Origin of the sequence: Marinobacter sp. 1-4A (genome assembly GCF_016597725.1) — a bacterium.
GTDB lineage: Bacteria > Pseudomonadota > Gammaproteobacteria > Pseudomonadales > Oleiphilaceae > Marinobacter.
In genome coordinates this window covers 150,077-166,359 of the sequence record NZ_VCGY01000005.1, presented here as the reverse complement: position 1 = coordinate 166,359, position 16,283 = coordinate 150,077, and the positions used below count along the sequence as shown (strand labels likewise).

The following is a 16,283-nucleotide window of genomic DNA, read 5'->3' as shown; positions in this document are numbered from 1 at the left end:
GGCAGGATATCATTTGCCTTAACAGCAGGCTGTGCCTTGCCTGAGAGGGGGGGCACTGCTAAAGTTGCCGCATCTTTCTGCAACCGCAACTCTTAGGTTGAAACTACACGAATGTTGATTAAAAGACTCCGAGGCTTATTTTCCAGCGACCTGTCCATCGATCTGGGCACCGCCAACACCCTTATTTTCGTGCGTGACCGCGGGATTGTGCTGAATGAGCCATCCGTAGTAGCCATTCGTACCAGTAATTCCCAAAAAATGGTTGCCGCTGTCGGCGCCGAGGCAAAACGTATGCTGGGCCGCACGCCCGGTAACATCACCGCCATTCGCCCCATGAAAGATGGCGTAATTGCCGATTTTGTGGTGACCGAAAAAATGCTTCAGCACTTTATTCACAAAGTGCATGAAAACAGCTTTATTACCCCAAGCCCACGGGTTCTTGTGTGCGTGCCGAGCAAATCCACCCAAGTAGAGCGCAAAGCCATCCGTGAATCGGCTCTGGGCGCAGGTGCTCGGGAAGTGTTTCTGATTGAAGAGCCCATGGCGGCTGCAATTGGTGCCGGGCTACCGGTAGAAGAAGCCAGTGGTTCAATGATTGTGGATGTTGGGGGTGGTACCTCCGAAATCGCTATTATCTCCCTAAACGGCATTGTTTACGCTGATTCCGTGCGGGTGGGTGGTGATAAGTTTGATGAAGCCATTGTTACCTATGTGCGTCGTAACTACGGCAGCCTGATTGGTGAAACCACCGCCGAGCGCATTAAGCATGAAATCGGGTGCGCGTACGAAGGTTTGGAAATTCTCGAAATCGATGTGCGTGGTCGCAATCTGGCAGAAGGGGTGCCTCGCGCCTTCACACTCAACAGTGAAGAGATTTTGGACGCCCTGCAGGAATCATTGGCTCAGATCGTACAGACGGTTAAGAGCGCGCTGGAGCAGTCACCACCTGAACTGGCTTCTGATATCGCCGAGCGTGGTATTGTTTTGACCGGAGGCGGTGCATTGCTGCGTGGACTAGACAAGCTGATCAGTGAAGAAACCGGGCTGCCGGTGATCATCGCAGAAGATCCGCTGACCTGCGTTGCCCGTGGTGGCGGCAAGGCTCTGGAACTTATTGACCAGGGTGGCATTGGAATGTTCTCCCAGGAGGGATAATCCTTTGGGGAGGGATCGCCATTAAAACCATTTTCGTTCAGGGGCCGGTACCGGGCCTCCGGCTTTTGCTCGTTATTATTGTATCGGCGACGTTAATCGTTGCCGATTATCAGTTTGACCGTGTAACTCCTATCCGCAGCACCTTGGCAACCGGCCTCACGCCAGTCTATTGGCTGGGCAACGCTCCCTATCAATTTAGTGATTGGGTTGCCGGGCTTTTCACCACTCGCGAAGATGTAAAGCAGGAAAACGAAGACCTCAAAGCCCGGCTGCTTATTCTTGAGCGCAGGGCCCTCAAATACGCTGCTTTAGCCTCTGAGAACAACGAACTCCGCCGCTTGATGAATTCCTCGGAACTCCTTGATGACCGGGTTATCGTCAGCGAGGTCGTGGGCGTGTCGCCCGACCCTTATTCCCATGAAATCGTTATCAATAAAGGCCGGAGCGATGGCTTGCAAGTGGGGCAAGCCATACTGGATGCCCACGGCCTGATGGGGCAAGTGGTGCAGACCAGTCAGGTTACCTCCCGCGTACTCCTCGTTTCAGACAGCAGTCACGCTGTGCCGGTTGAGGTTGTGCGCAACGGGCTTCGGGCAATTCTTCTGGGCACCGGCGATTCCGACACTCTTGAACTGGTTCACGTGCCAGACACAGCGGATATCCGGGAAGGAGATTTGTTGGTGAGCTCCGGGCTTGGTGGGCGCTTTCCTAGAGGGTATCCGGTTGCGGAGGTGAGTCTGATCAACAAGGAACCGGGTGAGCCTTTTGTTGATATACGCGCTCGCCCTAAAGCACAGTTAAACCAGAGCCGCCTGGTGCTGGTGGTATTTCCGCCATCAAGTGAATCCCCGGCGGATTCCGAGGCGAATATTGATACGCCTTCTTTTAGTCCGGCATACGAAACGGCGCAGGAGGGGCAGGGCTGATGCTATCCGTTATCAGTTACCCCGTATTTGTTCTGTCTGTAGTCGCATCTTTAGTGCTGAGTATTTCGCTCTTCCCCGCAGGTTGGTTTGAATTTCGTCCCGAATGGCTTGGGCTGGTGGTGTTTTATTGGACCTTCCGCACACCGGCGCAGTTCGGCATAGTGCTAGCTTGGTGTTTAGGGTTGCTTCTCGATGTGCTCGAGGCAACTCCTTTGGGCGTGAATGCACTGGCAATGGGGTTGATCGCATTTCTGGTTCTCACCATTCACCAGCGGTTGCGAATGTATCCAATGCCGCAGCAATGTTTGATGGTGTTTTTGTTGCTGGGTATCAATCAAATGCTGGTGCACTTTCTCAAGCAAATGTTTGGCGGCGAAGATGCCGGGTTCAGCTACCTTTGGCCTGCACTCACCAGCGCTTTGCTATGGCCAATGTTCTGCATACTGATGGATAACATTAACCGGAAGCTGGGGTAGCCATGACTTCGATTATTCTTGCCTCAGCGTCGCCACGCCGCTCGGAGTTGCTTACGCAGATTGGTGTGGCGTTTTCTGTGCAGCCTGCACACATTGACGAAACGCCGCGAGCATCCGAATCACCGGGCGATTACGTGGAGCGGCTTGCCCGAGAGAAAGCTCTGGCGATTTCAGCCGATTTTCCGGGTGATATTGTTCTTGGCTCCGACACTTCTGTGGTTCTGGAAGGCGCCATTTTGGGTAAACCATCTGACGAGGCTGAGGCCACAATTATGCTGACGCGGTTATCTGGCAAAACCCATCAGGTGATGACAGCCATTGCAGTGACCAAAGGCGAACACTGTGAATCCCGCCTAGTGGTTACAGATGTGAGCTTCCGGGTACTGTCGCAAGGCGAGATTGCAGCCTACGTAGCCACAGGTGAGCCGATGGACAAGGCCGGTAGTTATGGAATTCAGGGGCTTGGTGGTATTTTTGTGAAGCAACTGAAAGGGAGTTACAGTGCGGTTGTTGGGCTGCCGTTGCAGGAAACCGCCGCCTTGCTGGCCAACGCTGGCTGTATTGTATGGAAACACTGGCCGAGTAGTAGGGAGAGCCAATCATGAGCGAAGAAATCCTAATCAACGTAACGCCGGTTGAAACCCGGGTCGCCTTGGTTGAGAACGGAATGTTGCAAGAGGCCTACATAGAGCGTGCCAGCCGCAAGGGAATTGTGGGCAATATTTACAAAGGCAAGGTTGTGCGCGTGCTTCCCGGTATGGAGGCGGCGTTTGTTGATATAGGGCTGGAGCGTGCGGCGTTTATTCATGCTTCTGATGTGGTTCCAAACCAGTCCAGCACAGCCGACTCCAGTGATGGCCCAAAAGCCGTTCCCGATATCCGCACCTTGCTGAGGGAAGGGCAATCACTGGTCGTGCAGGTCACCAAAGACCCTATCGGCACAAAAGGCGCACGCCTGACCACGCAGCTTTCAATCCCCTCCCGGTATCTGGTGTTTATGCCAGATGTTAGCCATGTGGGCATTTCACAAAGAATTGAGGATGAAGCCGAGCGCAGCCGATTGAAGGCTCTTGTTGAGGAAGGCGCCGCGGCGCACCCGGATATACAGGGTGGGTACATCATCCGAACGGCGGCTGAGGCGGCAACGTCTGAAGAATTGCTCGCCGATATGAACTACCTGCACCACCTGAGCCAGTCCATCCATGACCGCATTGCCAAGGTGCAGGCGCCTGCAGCCGTCTACAAAGACCTGCCCCTGTTCATTCGCACTATTCGGGATCTTATTCGGCCGCAGACGGAGAAAGTACGCATAGATAGCCGCGAGAGTCACCAGCGGGTTATGGAATTTGTTGATGAATTTGTCACGGAATTTGCCGACAAGGTGGAATACTACCCGGGTGAACGGCCCATTTTTGATCTTTATTCGGTGGAAGATGAAATTCAAAAGGCTCTGAGCCGCAAAGTGCAGCTTAAATCCGGTGGCTACGTGATCATTGATCAAACCGAGGCCATGACCACCATCGACATCAACACCGGTGCTTTTGTGGGGCATCGAAATCTCGAAGAAACGATTTTCAAAACTAACCTTGAGGCTGCCCGGGCAATCAGTCGTCAGCTGCGCCTGCGTAATCTCGGTGGCATCATCATCATCGACTTTATTGATATGGAAGATGTTGAACACCAGCGCCAGGTGCACCGGATGCTGGAAAAGATGCTTGAGCGGGACCACGCCAAAACCAAGATAACCGGCGTGTCTGAGCTGGGATTAGTGGAAATGACGCGAAAGCGAACCACTGAAAGCCTCGGTCAGGTTTTGTGCGAACCCTGTCCAATCTGTGATGGCAGAGGCTTCCTGAAAACCAGCGAAACCGTGTGTTTCGAAATTTTCCGGGAAATTCTTCGGGTAAATCGGGCCTATGATGCCGAGAGCTATCTGGTGATGGCATCGCAGAGCGTGGTAGACCGCCTCGTTGATGAAGAATCTGACAACGTGGCAGATCTCGAAACCTTCATTGCCAAGACTGTCCGCTTTCAGGTGGAGCCGTTTTATAGCCAGGAGCAGTACGATGTGGTTTTGCTCTGACTCCGAGGCGACATATCGGCGTAGGGGGTGATTAAAAGTGACACCCCGGACGCCTTCCTCCGAACGCCCACCGCTTTTGCCGGATAACTGCCCGGACAGTCAACCTGTGCGCTTAATGGCCGTTTTAACCAATGCCGTTTGGTGGCTGTTGCTGGTTGTGCTTGTGCTACTCGCGCTCTACGCGGGCATTGGTCGCCAGCTTACGCAAAATGTGGACGCCTTCCGGGATGACCTTTCCCGAGAACTCTCCACGCGCTTAGGTCACGAGGTCAGCATTGGAAGCCTCTCTTCGCGCTGGTTCTGGCTCGATCCCTCGTTTACCGCACAAAACATAGACGTGACCAACCCGGATTCCGGAGTGCGGGTGGTGAGCTTGCAGCATTTAACCATCCGCTTTGATGCTCTGGCATCGTTATTGCGTTTTCGAATCGTGTTCGAGGACTTTGAGGCCGACGGGCTTGAATTGACGCTGAACCAGATGGATAGCGGTGAAGTGGGGGTTCGGGGTGCTGATTTCCCGGAACCCCTCAACAATCGATTCCGCCATTGGCTCGAAGTTGCCGGGAAATGGCTGTCAGATCCCTATATAAAAGTGACTCGGGTGAACCTAGGCATTCGAGATAATCAAGGTCAGCTTCGCCACCTTGATATACCGCAGCTCGATCTGCGATATCAACAAGGCTTGTTCCGTGCATCGGGGCGTGCCATGCAATCTTCCACAACCCAACAACTTGCCAGCTTTACTCTGGTTGGAAAACACTTCTTCCGCGGCGATTTCAGTGGCCAGCTCTACCTTGATGTGGATTCTGGCCGCCTGTTTGATGGCTTGATTGACGAATACCAATGGCGAGATATCCGTGTTGAAGGGTTTGATCTGGGAGGTGAAGCCTGGCTGACTTTTCGCAAAGGTATCTTGCAACAAGTCAGTGGCACCGTAAGAACGCCCTACTTGCAGCTGGGCGTTGACGGCGAATCCTTGGCTCCCCTAGAAGATATCAGCGCACAATTTGGCTGGCGCCGCCATAGTGCCGTGATGGAAAACCCGGACGAGGATAATGACCGACCAGAGACCATCGGTGAGTGGCACCTTAAACAGCTAGCCTGGACCTGGGATGGGGACGAGGTACCGCCGTTCAGCCTGAAGCTGCTCCCGGAGCCCGACGGCATAACCATCACCGCCGACGCTTTGCCTCTGCGCCCCCTAAGACGCCTAACTGCCAGACTCCCGATCCTGCCCCCATGGGCTATTGACGCGCTTAACGACTATCGCCCAGTGGGTTTTCTGGATGGTATGAAGGTTCGGGTGCCGGGGAGTGGAGACAATACGTTTGAGTTCTCAGGCCGATTACGGGATGCAGGGGTCGCGGCATACGATGGTGCGCCGGCAGCGAGCGGGGTGAACGGCTTTATATATATGGATCAGGTTGCCGGATATGTGCGTGCGCGTTCAGGAGTGCAGCCGGTAACCTTAGGGTTCCCGGAGTTGTTCAGCGGCGAATGGGCTTTTCCCGAGTTGTCTGCCACGGTCGCCTGGCGCTTGGATGGCCCGGTAACCCGGGTTTATGCAGATGACATACGCCTGAGCTATGGGGAACGTACCCGTTTGCGCGGTGCTTTCGATCTCAGGCTAGATGAACAAGGCGAAGACAACCTCGGCCTTCGTGTGGGCGTCGAGAACGGTGAAGCTTCCATGCTATCGGCCTTCGTTCCACAAAAAGTGGTGGATGCAGGGCTCTATGAGTGGCTGACCACAGCCATTACGAAAGCTGATGTAACATCAGGTGTTTACTATGGGCACGGCCAAATTGGCGAAGACTCCCCCTCGGGTTCCTTTGTATCCTCCATGTGGTACGAGTTTGAAAACGCCACCGTTCGCTACGACGACCAATGGCCGGAGGTAACGGACGCAAAAGGACGCGTTGATGTACAGAACGGCGACACGTTGGTGTCTCTGGCAACCGGAACAACCGGTGGCTTGGCATTGGAGCCAAGTACCGTAGCGGTTATCCCTGAAAAAGAGAGTGCGCTGGTGCGCGTGAATGTTTCAGCGCCGGTGCCGGCTAATGCCATCGTGTACTGGATGGCCAACACCCCGTTTGGCGATATGGCTGGCACCGAGGCCGCTAATTTGAAGTATGGCGGTAGCTACAAGCTCGATCTAGCCATTGATCTGCCGCTGCAAGAGAAGGCAATTCCGGTGGTCGAGGCGAATATACGCACAAGAAACGGCTCGATAACCTATCCCGATGCGGATCTGCGTTGGGACAGAATCTCCGGTGGTCTGACTTATCATTCTGTAAAAGGCTTTTCGGGAGCACCCTTGCGAGCAAACTTTCTTGGTGAGCCGGTGACTGTTGCGCTCAGTCAGCCCGGAGCGGCACGTGCGCTACGGATCGAGCAAACCGGCACTCTGTCTGTTCCTAGCGTACTCCGCATGGCAGGTATGGCCGACCAGAAGTCTATTGACGATGATTCCACTAGCGGCCAGTACGGGCTCAAAGGCACGTTTGAATACTCTGCACAACTGGATATTTCGGAGGAAGGGCCCCCGCGTTTGACAGTTCGTTCCAATCTGGAAGGCCTCACTATCGATTGGCCAGAACCTTTTTCCAAAGAGGCAAGCCAGGCCGCACCTCTGGTCGCCGAGATAGATACTGAGGCGGAAAGGGCGCTGGGCATTTCGGGAACATGGGAGAACCGTGGGGCCTTTGATTTGTTGTGGAAAGATTCTGGGGTTGAGCTGACTTTAGAAGAGCTTCACCTAGGGGGGCAAACCCTTACAAACATAGAGTTAGAGGCTCTTGATTTGGGCGACCGTTGGGTTTTAAGTACCATTTCAGAGCGGGCGATTGGCCGGGTTGTTATTCCTGACGATCGAAGCCTGATTACCGCTGATTTTGCTGTAGTGCGTTTGGTGCGGGACGAGACAGCAGCAAAGGAAGCCCCTGAACTGTTAACTATAGAGCAGCAACTGGAAGCCTTTCGTTCTATGGATATCGGAAGCTGGCCAGATGTGGATATCGCGATCTCCGATCTGCGCCTTAACGATGAAAGCCTTGGGCGCTGGTCTTTCCACATACGGCCCGAGCACCAGAGGCTCAACATAACCGGCATCGAAGGTCGCCTCAAATCGATTAGGCTACTGGGCGATATGTCGTGGAGTGTGGTGGATAATCGAGAGACCAGTCAGTTTGCCGGTTCGATTACGGGTGGCGCTCTGGCAGATCTTGGCGAGCTGTTTGATGCCGAAGTGCCTCTCTCCAACAAACAGACCAATATTGAATTGGATTTGGCTTGGCCCGGGCGCCCGGATGAGTTTGAGCTTGCGAGCCTGAGCGGAAATGTCAGCTTTCGCTTAGATGACGGCGTTATTCTGGAGAGCAACAATAGCGCGCAAGTGTTTAGGATATTCAATCTGCTTAATGCCGATACGCTTTGGCGCAGGCTCAAGTTGGATTTCTCTGATTTGTATGAACGGGGTGTCGCTTTCGATGCCATCTCGGGTCATGCCCGCCTTGAAGATGGCCTGCTGACGATGAACCCGGAGCTGCAGGTGGTGGGGCCTTCAGGTGCTTTCAAGCTCAGCGGTAGCACCAGTCTCGCCCACGAGGTATTTGATATGCGGCTGGTTGTGGTATTGCCGCTAACCCAAAACCTGCCCTTGGCCGCCTTGCTGATGGGAGCCAGCGCACCCATTGGAGGCGCGCTGTTTGTGTTGGACAAGGTGCTGGGTGATCCCCTAAGCAGGCTTACAAGCGCCACCTATAACGTGACGGGAACCTGGGACGACCCTTTGGTGGATCTACGCAGCGTATTCGATACGGGTGACTAACCGTACGACGCTGGCAGAATCAGGCCTCCGCTTCGTCAACGCACTCTCGCAAGTAGCGGAATAGCTTGCGGGCTTGCCCGGTATTTTTCTGTTTTTCCATATCCTTGCGCGCATTGCGAACAAGATTGCGTAGGTGCTGTATGTCTGCACCTGGGCAGTAATTGAAGAATTCCCCAGCGACCGAGTCGCCCTCAGCAATCATGCGGTCGCGCCAGCGCTCAGCCAAGTGGTGGCGGCGCGTGTGTTCCTCGCTCCCCGAATCGAAAGCATCAATAGCTCGCTCCACCGCCTCGGGATCATCTTCTTGCCGGATAATTTTACCAATGTACTGCAGGTGGCGGCGCTTGGCCTCGTTTTGCTTGATCCTTCGGGACTCTTCAATAGCGCTTCGAAGCGTGTCACTGATGGTCAAGGTATCAAGCTGTTCGTTACTCAGCTCCAGCATGCGCTTGCCAATACCTTGGAGTGCATGCATATCCCGTTTAAGCTGAGACTTGCTTGGCCCCGAGTATTGCGGTGCCTCGTCGTCTTGGTGGTCGTCGATCATGATTTCATCCAAATTTGCCGATTCAGGCGTAAAAAATGGTCGCAAGGCCGAGAAAAGACATAAACCCGACCACATCTGTGACGGTTGTCAGTATAACGCTGCCTGCCAGTGCGGGGTCGATGTTACGGGATTTTAGGAACAGTGGCAGCACTGTACCCACCAGTGCCGCTGCAACCAGATTAATAATCAGTGCAGCGGCAATAATGGCGCCTATTAATAAATCCTGAAACCACATGGTGGCCGCCGCTGCCACCACGCCAGCCCAGAGCATGCCGTTGAGAATACCGGAAAGAAACTCTCGGTTCAGCAGCCAGCCGACGTTGGTGCCGCTGATTTGGCCAACCGCCATGCCTCTAATCACCAGTGTTAAGGTCTGGCTACCTGCGATTCCGCCCATGCTCGCCACAATGGGCATGAGCACCGCTAGCGCAACCACCTTCTCAATCGTGTCTTCAAACAGACCAATCACGCCAGAAGCAATAAAGGCGGTAAGCAGGTTAACGCCCAACCAGACTGCCCTACGGCGGGTTGTTTTCCATACTGGCGCAAAGGTATCTTCGTCGTCATCAAGACCGGCCATACTCATCAACGAATGGTCTGCGTCTTCCCGGATAACATCTACCACGTCATCGATGGTGATTCGGCCCAGCAGGTGCCCCTCCTGATTCACTACCGGCGCGGAGATCAGGTCATAGCGCTCAAACAGAGTGGCTACCTTGGTGTCCGAAAGTGTGACGGGTATAGGTTCAATGTCGGTATCCATTACCTCGCGAACGGTGGCCGCTTGATTGGATACAAGCATTTTGGTGATAGACAGCATACCGATGAACTCGTCGCGCCGGCTTACCACAATCAGGCTGTCGGTCATCGGGGGCAGCGCACGGTGGCGGCGCAGGTAACGTAAGACAACGTCGATACTGATATCAGGGCGGACAGTGATGGTGTCCGTATTCATCAGACCGCCAGCGGTGTCCTCCGGGTAGGATAGGACTTCCTCAACCCGCTGCCGGTCCTGATCATCCATGGTGTCCAGAACTTCTTGGATGACTTTGTCTGGCAGCTGTTGCAGAAGGTCGGCGAGATCGTCCGACTCGAAGTCTTCAATGATATCCGCCAGTTCCTGAGCGTTCAGTCGGCTCAGGTATTCGGCCCGAATATCCTCGTTAAGATACTGAAGAACGTCGCCTTCCAACTGCTTGTCGACCAGATTCCAGAGCAGGGCTCTCTGGCGCGGTGGCGATGATTCCAGTAGGTGAGCAATATCGCTGGGGCTTAGACCGCCGTTGAGAATGCGGGCAACCTGCTTTAGCGCACCACTATCTAGCGCTTCACTCAGTGAGCGTAAACGTTGGCGGGCTTGGCTTTTTTCCAGAATATCGGACATGAATCACCTACAGTCAGAAAACGCCTGCATTATAACGGAGTTAGCCGGTGCACGTGAGAAAGAGTTAGAGGAATGTATCGGAGAAAAGGGGCAGGTTGCTGCGAAAAAGAGCGGTTTACTCGCCTTCGCCAAAATAGTCATTAATCAATTCGGACAAGGCCTCAATCGCTTTTTGCTCATCCGGCCCATCGGCCACCAATTCCACTTCGGTACCTTTGCTGGCGGCGAGCATCATCACCTGCATGATATTTTTTGCGTCCACCTCGCGGCCTTTGCCACAAACTTTAACGGAGCTGTCGAACTGCGAAGCTGTGGCCACCAATTTCGCAGTAGCCCGAGCGTGTAGGCCAAGCTTGTTAATAATAACAATGGGGTGACGTATCACGGTGAATCAGACCTCGTTCCTGTCCTGCAGGTGGGGCAATTCGGTATGGCGTACTTGCACATTGCTGGAGTGCTCGCGGAAGTGCTGCCCCAACTGCTCGCAGATATACACAGACCGGTGTTGGCCGCCAGTACAGCCGATAGAAATGGTCATGTAACTGCGGTTGCTGTCGGCGAAGGACGGTATCCAGTTTTCCAGAAACGCAATCAGATCATTCACCATTTTACGGCTAGCGGATTCGTTCTCGAGAAACTCGATAACCGGCTGATCCAGCCCCGTGAACTTGCGCAGGCTGGTATCCCAGTAGGGGTTGGGCAAACACCGCACATCAAATACGTAATCCGAATCCAGAGGCACGCCGTGTTTAAACCCGAAAGACTGGAACAGTAGCGCCAGCTCCTGATCTTTCCGGCCTGCAACCCGTTGCTTCACCATATCCCGAAGCTCATACATCGACAGGCCGGTGGTGTTGATGTACAAATCTGAAAGTTTCGAAAGCGGTTCGAGCAGGTCTTTTTCGTTGGTAATGGCTTCTCTTAGGGAGGTCTTGTCGTCGCTCAACGGGTGTTTGCGCCGTGTGGCGTGGAATCGTTGCAGAAGAGACTGCTCGTCGGCGTCAAGGTAGATGATCTCTACCTGAATCTCTTCTTTGCGGAGCTTGCGGTAGATCTCCTCAAAATTAGCCAGCTCGCCAGACAGATTCCGGGCATCAATGCTGACAGCCATCTTGTCGAGCCGCCCTGGGGCGCTCTGGTTTGCAGCTTCCCGTGTAAGAGGGAACAGAAGCCCGATAGGTAGGTTATCAATGCAGTAGAATCCCAGATCTTCCAGCACGTGAAGAGCGGTACTCTTGCCGGAGCCAGACCGGCCACTGACGATGATCAGCTTCATGATGAAACAGCCTGTTGCCAGAGTGAATATCAGCCGCTTGTTGCGGTCATGCGTTGGTAAAGCGTTTGCGCATCTTCGCACTGCCGAAGACTGTCGCAGAACGTGCGCTCGTTGAATTTTTCGGCGAGCTGGCTCAGTAACTCAAGGTGTTCGCTGGTGGCTTCTTTGGGCACAACAAGTGCAAACACAAGATCCACCGGCTGGTTATCGATTGCATCAAAATCAACGGCCTCTTCCAAAGTCATCAGTACGCCGATGACTTGCTCAAGCCCCTCCAGACGACAGTGGGGAATCGCAATCCCCTGGCCGATTCCGGTGCTACCAAGCCGCTCGCGAGCAATCAGATTGTTGAAAATCTGGCCTTCGCTAACAACATCGTTGTGCTGGCGAATCTGCTCGGCAATGAATTCCAGAACCCGTTTTTTGCTGGATGCGGGCACCTTGCATAGCGTCAGTTCCGGCGCAAGGATGTTGTCTATTGTTAGGGATGTGTCGCTCATGAATCGACCGCGCTTCTGTTAAAAAAAGCTGCGACACGTTGCCCGCGCCGCAGCCTGATTAGATGACATGCCTGAAAACTATCGCCTAGCGGGCGGTGTTTCCCTGCATCCTGTCCAAATTCTTCTCTTTATGCTTGATGATCTGTCGGTCAAGCTTGTCGACTAGACCATCGATTGCCGCATACATATCTTCACTTTCAGCTTTTGCGTGGATTTCACCACCCACCACGTGGAGCGTCGCATCCGCAATCTGTCGAACCTTATCCACTTCCAGAGTTACCTGGCAGTTACTAATGTGGTCGAAGTGCCGCTCAAGTCTTTCAAATTTTTCAGCTACATAGTCTTTCAGGGCTGGAGTCAATTCTACGTGATGGCCTGAAATGTTGAGTTGCATAGACGTCTCCTATTGTCATCCGTTCCGGCACTAGTGGCCGGCCTGAGTGCCGGAGCATGGCTGCACCAGCGAAAAATCCACGTAAATCTATTTTCGGTGCCGAGTTTAAACCAGTCGCTTGCGCTCATTCGAAGGCGGAATGTGCATCGCCTCGCGGTATTTTGCAACCGTGCGACGCGCCACCTTAATACCCTGTTCCCCCAGCATGGCTGCAATTTTGCTATCACTCAATGGCTTTTTCGGTGTTTCTGCCGCGATCAACTTTTTGATCATTGCACGGATAGCCGTTGATGAGCATTCTCCACCTTCATCGGTACTGACGTGGCTGGAGAAAAAGTACTTCAGCTCGAATACTCCCCTGGGTGTGTGCATGTATTTCTGTGTGGTTACACGGGAAATAGTCGATTCATGCATCTCCACAAGTTGGGCGATATCCGAGAGAATCAACGGCTTCATTGCTTCTTCGCCGTGATCCAAAAAACCTTGTTGATATTCAACGATTCGGGTTGCAACTTTCAACAAGGTTTCGTTGCGGCTTTGCAGGCTTTTGATAAACCATTTTGCCTCCTGAAGCTGATCGCGCAGGTAAGTGTTGTCAGCACTGCTGTCTGCACGCTTTATTAATGAAGCATAGCTGGCATTTACGCGTATGCGTGGTGCAATTTCAGGATTTAGCTCGACTCGCCAGCGGCCATTGTGCTTGCGCACAATAACATCCGGAATGACGTAGTCCGGCTCAGTGCGGTCAATGATGTCTCCCGGGCGAGGGTTGAGGCTGGTTATCAGCGCGAGTACATCGCGTAGCTGGTCTTCTTTTAGGCGGCTGCGGCGCAGTAGTTGGGCGTAGTCTCGGTTGCCTAGAAGGTTTATGTAATGAGTGATGACCAGTCGCGCCTGAGCGAGCCAAGGGGTTTCTGGCGGCAGTTGGTTCAGCTGAATCAGCAGGCAGTCCTGGAGGTCTCGGGCGAAGACCCCGGGTGGATCAAAGTACTGCAGCCTGCGTAATACGGCCTCTACCTCATCCAGCTCCAGTGGGTCTGCATCTGTATCGTCCGACAACCCGCTGTAGATTTCCTCTACCGAGCTGGTGAGGTAGCCTTGCTCGTCTACGGCGTCCATGAGCGCATGGGCAATGGCTTGATCTCGTTCGCTCAAAGGCGTGAGGTTCAGTTGCCACTCAAGATGGTCTCTAAGGGTTTCGCTAGGGGAGTTCCGGGTTTCGAAATCGTGATCGCTTTCGTCTTCGTTGCGCGCCGCCGGGGCAGGGGCAGACTGATAAATATCGTCCCAGGCCGTATCAACGGGAAGGTCGTCAGGAATTGTGTCGGGAATGTCGTTTTCAGATTGCCAGTCAGGACCGTTTTCGCTCTCATCCCAGTCCGAGCCGGATGCATCTGTTACCGGCTCAGGTGAGCTCTCGTCCGAGGCTTGGTCCTGATTCTGCTCGCCGTCGGCAGCAGGCATATCGACTTGATCGTCGTCTTCTTGGGATTCCAGCAGGGGATTGGATTCCAGAGCCTGCTGGATTTCCTGCTGGAGGTCGAGTGTCGATAACTGTAGAAGCCTGATCGCCTGCTGCAGCTGGGGCGTCATTGTCAGGCTCTGACCCAGCTTTAATTGTAATGAGGCTTTCATAACCATTGCTCAGGATCCGTCACTTATACCCGCTCCGAATTTCTTGCATCGGCAAAAAATCTTTGTATGTCGGCTACTTGCCGCCACCTAAGTATACCCTAGCAAGTTCTCTGCCGAGTTTACTTGCTCCGGGTCAGCAAAACAATCGAGCGGTCGGTCTGGCGTAGCGAAAACCAAGTCTAAAGACGAAACTCGTTGCCAAGATAGACCTCTTTAACCAGTTGGTTGGCAAGAATGGTTTCGGAGTTCCCAGAGGCGATAATGTGCCCGCCAGAGACAATATAGGCGTTCTCACAAATATCCAGCGTTTCCCGAACGTTGTGGTCGGTTATCAATACACCAATGCCTTTGTCTCGCAAGTGGCGGATAATCTGTTTGATGTCACTTACGGAGATGGGATCTACGCCTGCGAATGGTTCATCCAGCAGAATAAAAGCAGGCTCCATTGCCAAGGCCCGGGCAATCTCTACACGGCGCCGTTCACCGCCAGAGAGTGCCATGCCTAGACTGTCGCGGATGTGGGTAATGTGGAACTCTTCCAGTAGTTGTTCAAGCTTGCTTAAACGCTCGGCCCGAGTGAGTTTTTTGCGGGTTTCCAGAATCGCCATAATGTTGTCCCGCACCGACAGCTTTCGGAACACCGACGCCTCTTGCGGCAGATAGCCAATCCCTTTGCGTGCCCGGCCATGCATGGGGAGAGGTGTAATGTCTTGGCTGTCGATGGTTATACGGCCATTATCAGCGTTTACTAGCCCTACGATCATGTAGAAACATGTGGTTTTGCCCGCACCGTTGGGGCCAAGCAGGCCGACGATTTCACCGCTGCGAATTTCCAGCGAAACGTCGATAACCACCTTTTTTTGCTTGTAGCTTTTCGCCAGATTGCTCGCTCTGAGAACTGCCATCGGATTCCTGTTTACTGTGATCAGCTGTTATTGGGTGGAGCCGGAACTGTTGCCGCGGGGCTGGATAATCATCTCGACCCGGCCCGAGCCGCCACCGGTATCCTCACCGCCCTCTGCGGTAACCACGCGTTGCTCGGTGTCATAGCGAATAATATCGCCTCGGAATATATTGCCATTCTGCTCAATGACTGCATCTCGTTCAAAGATGAGCTCCTTGTCAGTGGCGGACCAGACAATGTTTCGGGCTCTGGCATCGGTTTCACCTTCGCCGCCGGCAACCGGTTGCTGGTAACGGGCAGGGGAACCGTTGGCTTCGATGCGGTTGAGGCCTTCAGCGCTGCGGTACAGCACGACCCGCTCAGCAGTTAGCCGGGTGTTGCCTTGTGCCAGTTCAACCGCCCCGGTGTAGGTGGCAATGCCCTGACCGTCGTCCAACCGGGCGCTGTCGGCGCTGACCGTGATTGGCTGATCGGAATCAAGATCAAAAGCCATTGCAGGGCTGGCAAGGCCTACAGCCAAAAAGGCCGCCAGAAGCTTGCGCATAAGATTATTGAGCGGTTTCATAGCGTCCTTTTACCTGAGAGTTGAGCTCCAGAATTCGTTCGTTGATCCACGCTTTCATCCCCGTCGCACTCGTAGTGCCAACACTGTCTGTAATTTCAACCGGATCGCCGGTGTAAACGGTGCCTTTTTTGTTGTCTAAAGTAAGGCTTTCGGTTTTGAGTGTGGCTTCCCGGTCTCCAATTGTTCGCACGACACTAACCTTACCGGTGAGATACAGCTGGTCTTCGTTTTGTCGAAGCTTGCCGTTATCCGCATTCAGAATCCAGGGTCCTTCTCCGGTGGTGCCAAACAGTTCTGCTTTGGGGAATTCCATAGTGGCCACATTGCCCTCTTCAAACTGCTCTATGCGCGGGCTTGTAAAAACGATCTTGCGGTTGCCAGCTTCATCGTAAGATGTGTAGCTGCCATTAATGACAAAGCCGTCTGGCTCTGCATCACCCCGGAGCTTTTTTGCGTCACTGTAGCTACTAAGCGGTGGTTCATCGCCTTGCCAAAGCAGAAAAAAAGTGGCGGCAATGGTTATTGCCAAGCCTAGCATGCGCAGTCTTGGCTTATTTGCCAGAGCCAGTTTTGACAGGCGGCTACTTTTGGCACTTTCTGCCATGC

General features: G+C 53.7%; 16 protein-coding genes. 6 read left to right on the top strand and 10 right to left on the bottom strand.

Annotated elements, in window-relative coordinates; genetic code table 11:
- Positions 1 to 114 precede the first annotated feature (114 nt).
- The 6 genes from FE845_RS12430 (at position 115) to FE845_RS12405 (ending at position 8,472) form a co-directional block, all read left to right on the top strand.
- Entirely contained in the window at positions 115 to 1,155 is a 1,041-nt protein-coding gene (locus FE845_RS12430; protein WP_200365451.1) for a rod shape-determining protein, read from the top strand.
- Between the two features lie 65 nt (positions 1,156 to 1,220).
- Complete coding sequence (gene mreC, locus FE845_RS12425; RefSeq protein WP_227714309.1) at positions 1,221 to 2,081, top strand: rod shape-determining protein MreC; 861 nt, start codon at positions 1,221 to 1,223, stop codon at positions 2,079 to 2,081.
- Positions 2,081 to 2,557 (top strand): rod shape-determining protein MreD, encoded by a 477-nt coding sequence (mreD, locus tag FE845_RS12420; RefSeq protein ID WP_200365074.1) that lies wholly within the window; start codon positions 2,081 to 2,083, stop codon positions 2,555 to 2,557. The genes mreC and mreD overlap by 1 nt, the downstream gene beginning before the upstream one ends.
- 2 nt (positions 2,558 to 2,559) lie before the next feature.
- Positions 2,560 to 3,162 carry a Maf family protein gene (locus FE845_RS12415; protein ID WP_200365072.1) on the top strand — a complete coding sequence of 201 codons (603 nt, stop codon included), beginning with the start codon at positions 2,560 to 2,562 and terminating at the stop codon, positions 3,160 to 3,162.
- Positions 3,159 to 4,640, top strand: coding sequence for a ribonuclease G (gene rng, locus FE845_RS12410; protein WP_200365070.1), 1,482 nt, complete (start codon positions 3,159 to 3,161; stop codon positions 4,638 to 4,640). The genes FE845_RS12415 and rng overlap by 4 nt, the downstream gene beginning before the upstream one ends.
- Positions 4,641 to 4,677: 37 nt before the next feature.
- Complete coding sequence (locus FE845_RS12405) at positions 4,678 to 8,472, top strand: YhdP family protein (RefSeq protein ID WP_320159691.1); 3,795 nt, start codon at positions 4,678 to 4,680, stop codon at positions 8,470 to 8,472.
- A gap of 19 nt (positions 8,473 to 8,491) precedes the next feature.
- Here the strand turns inward: FE845_RS12405 and yjgA are convergent, their stop codons facing one another.
- The 10 genes from yjgA to lptC all read right to left on the bottom strand — a co-directional run bounded on the left by yjgA (position 8,492) and on the right by lptC (position 16,281).
- Positions 8,492 to 9,016: a ribosome biogenesis factor YjgA gene (gene yjgA / locus FE845_RS12400; protein WP_200365445.1), complete on the bottom strand. Its 525-nt coding sequence runs from the start codon at positions 9,014 to 9,016 to the stop codon at positions 8,492 to 8,494.
- Between the two features lie 25 nt (positions 9,017 to 9,041).
- A complete protein-coding gene (gene mgtE / locus FE845_RS12395) occupies positions 9,042 to 10,403 on the bottom strand; it encodes a magnesium transporter (RefSeq protein WP_200365068.1) in 1,362 nt (453 codons plus the stop codon).
- Between the two features lie 115 nt (positions 10,404 to 10,518).
- Complete coding sequence (locus tag FE845_RS12390) at positions 10,519 to 10,788, bottom strand: HPr family phosphocarrier protein (protein WP_200365066.1); 270 nt, start codon at positions 10,786 to 10,788, stop codon at positions 10,519 to 10,521.
- Positions 10,789 to 10,794: 6 nt separating this feature from the next.
- Positions 10,795 to 11,679, bottom strand: coding sequence for an RNase adapter RapZ (gene rapZ / locus FE845_RS12385; RefSeq protein WP_200365064.1), 885 nt, complete (start codon positions 11,677 to 11,679; stop codon positions 10,795 to 10,797).
- 29 nt (positions 11,680 to 11,708) lie between these two features.
- Complete coding sequence (gene ptsN / locus FE845_RS12380; RefSeq protein WP_200365061.1) at positions 11,709 to 12,179, bottom strand: PTS IIA-like nitrogen regulatory protein PtsN; 471 nt, start codon at positions 12,177 to 12,179, stop codon at positions 11,709 to 11,711.
- A gap of 85 nt (positions 12,180 to 12,264) precedes the next feature.
- The gene (gene hpf / locus FE845_RS12375; protein WP_200365059.1) at positions 12,265 to 12,573 is read right to left on the bottom strand and encodes a ribosome hibernation promoting factor; all 309 of its coding nucleotides are present in this window, start codon (positions 12,571 to 12,573) and stop codon (positions 12,265 to 12,267) included.
- A gap of 105 nt (positions 12,574 to 12,678) precedes the next feature.
- The gene (locus tag FE845_RS12370; RefSeq protein WP_200365057.1) at positions 12,679 to 14,208 is read right to left on the bottom strand and encodes an RNA polymerase factor sigma-54; all 1,530 of its coding nucleotides are present in this window, start codon (positions 14,206 to 14,208) and stop codon (positions 12,679 to 12,681) included.
- A gap of 179 nt (positions 14,209 to 14,387) precedes the next feature.
- The gene (gene lptB, locus FE845_RS12365) at positions 14,388 to 15,113 is read right to left on the bottom strand and encodes an LPS export ABC transporter ATP-binding protein (protein ID WP_200365055.1); all 726 of its coding nucleotides are present in this window, start codon (positions 15,111 to 15,113) and stop codon (positions 14,388 to 14,390) included.
- A gap of 27 nt (positions 15,114 to 15,140) precedes the next feature.
- Positions 15,141 to 15,677, bottom strand: coding sequence for a lipopolysaccharide transport periplasmic protein LptA (gene lptA, locus FE845_RS12360; RefSeq protein WP_200365052.1), 537 nt, complete (start codon positions 15,675 to 15,677; stop codon positions 15,141 to 15,143).
- Entirely contained in the window at positions 15,661 to 16,281 is a 621-nt protein-coding gene (lptC, locus tag FE845_RS12355; protein WP_200365050.1) for an LPS export ABC transporter periplasmic protein LptC, read from the bottom strand. The genes lptA and lptC overlap by 17 nt, the downstream gene beginning before the upstream one ends.
- Positions 16,282 to 16,283: the final 2 nt, after the last annotated feature.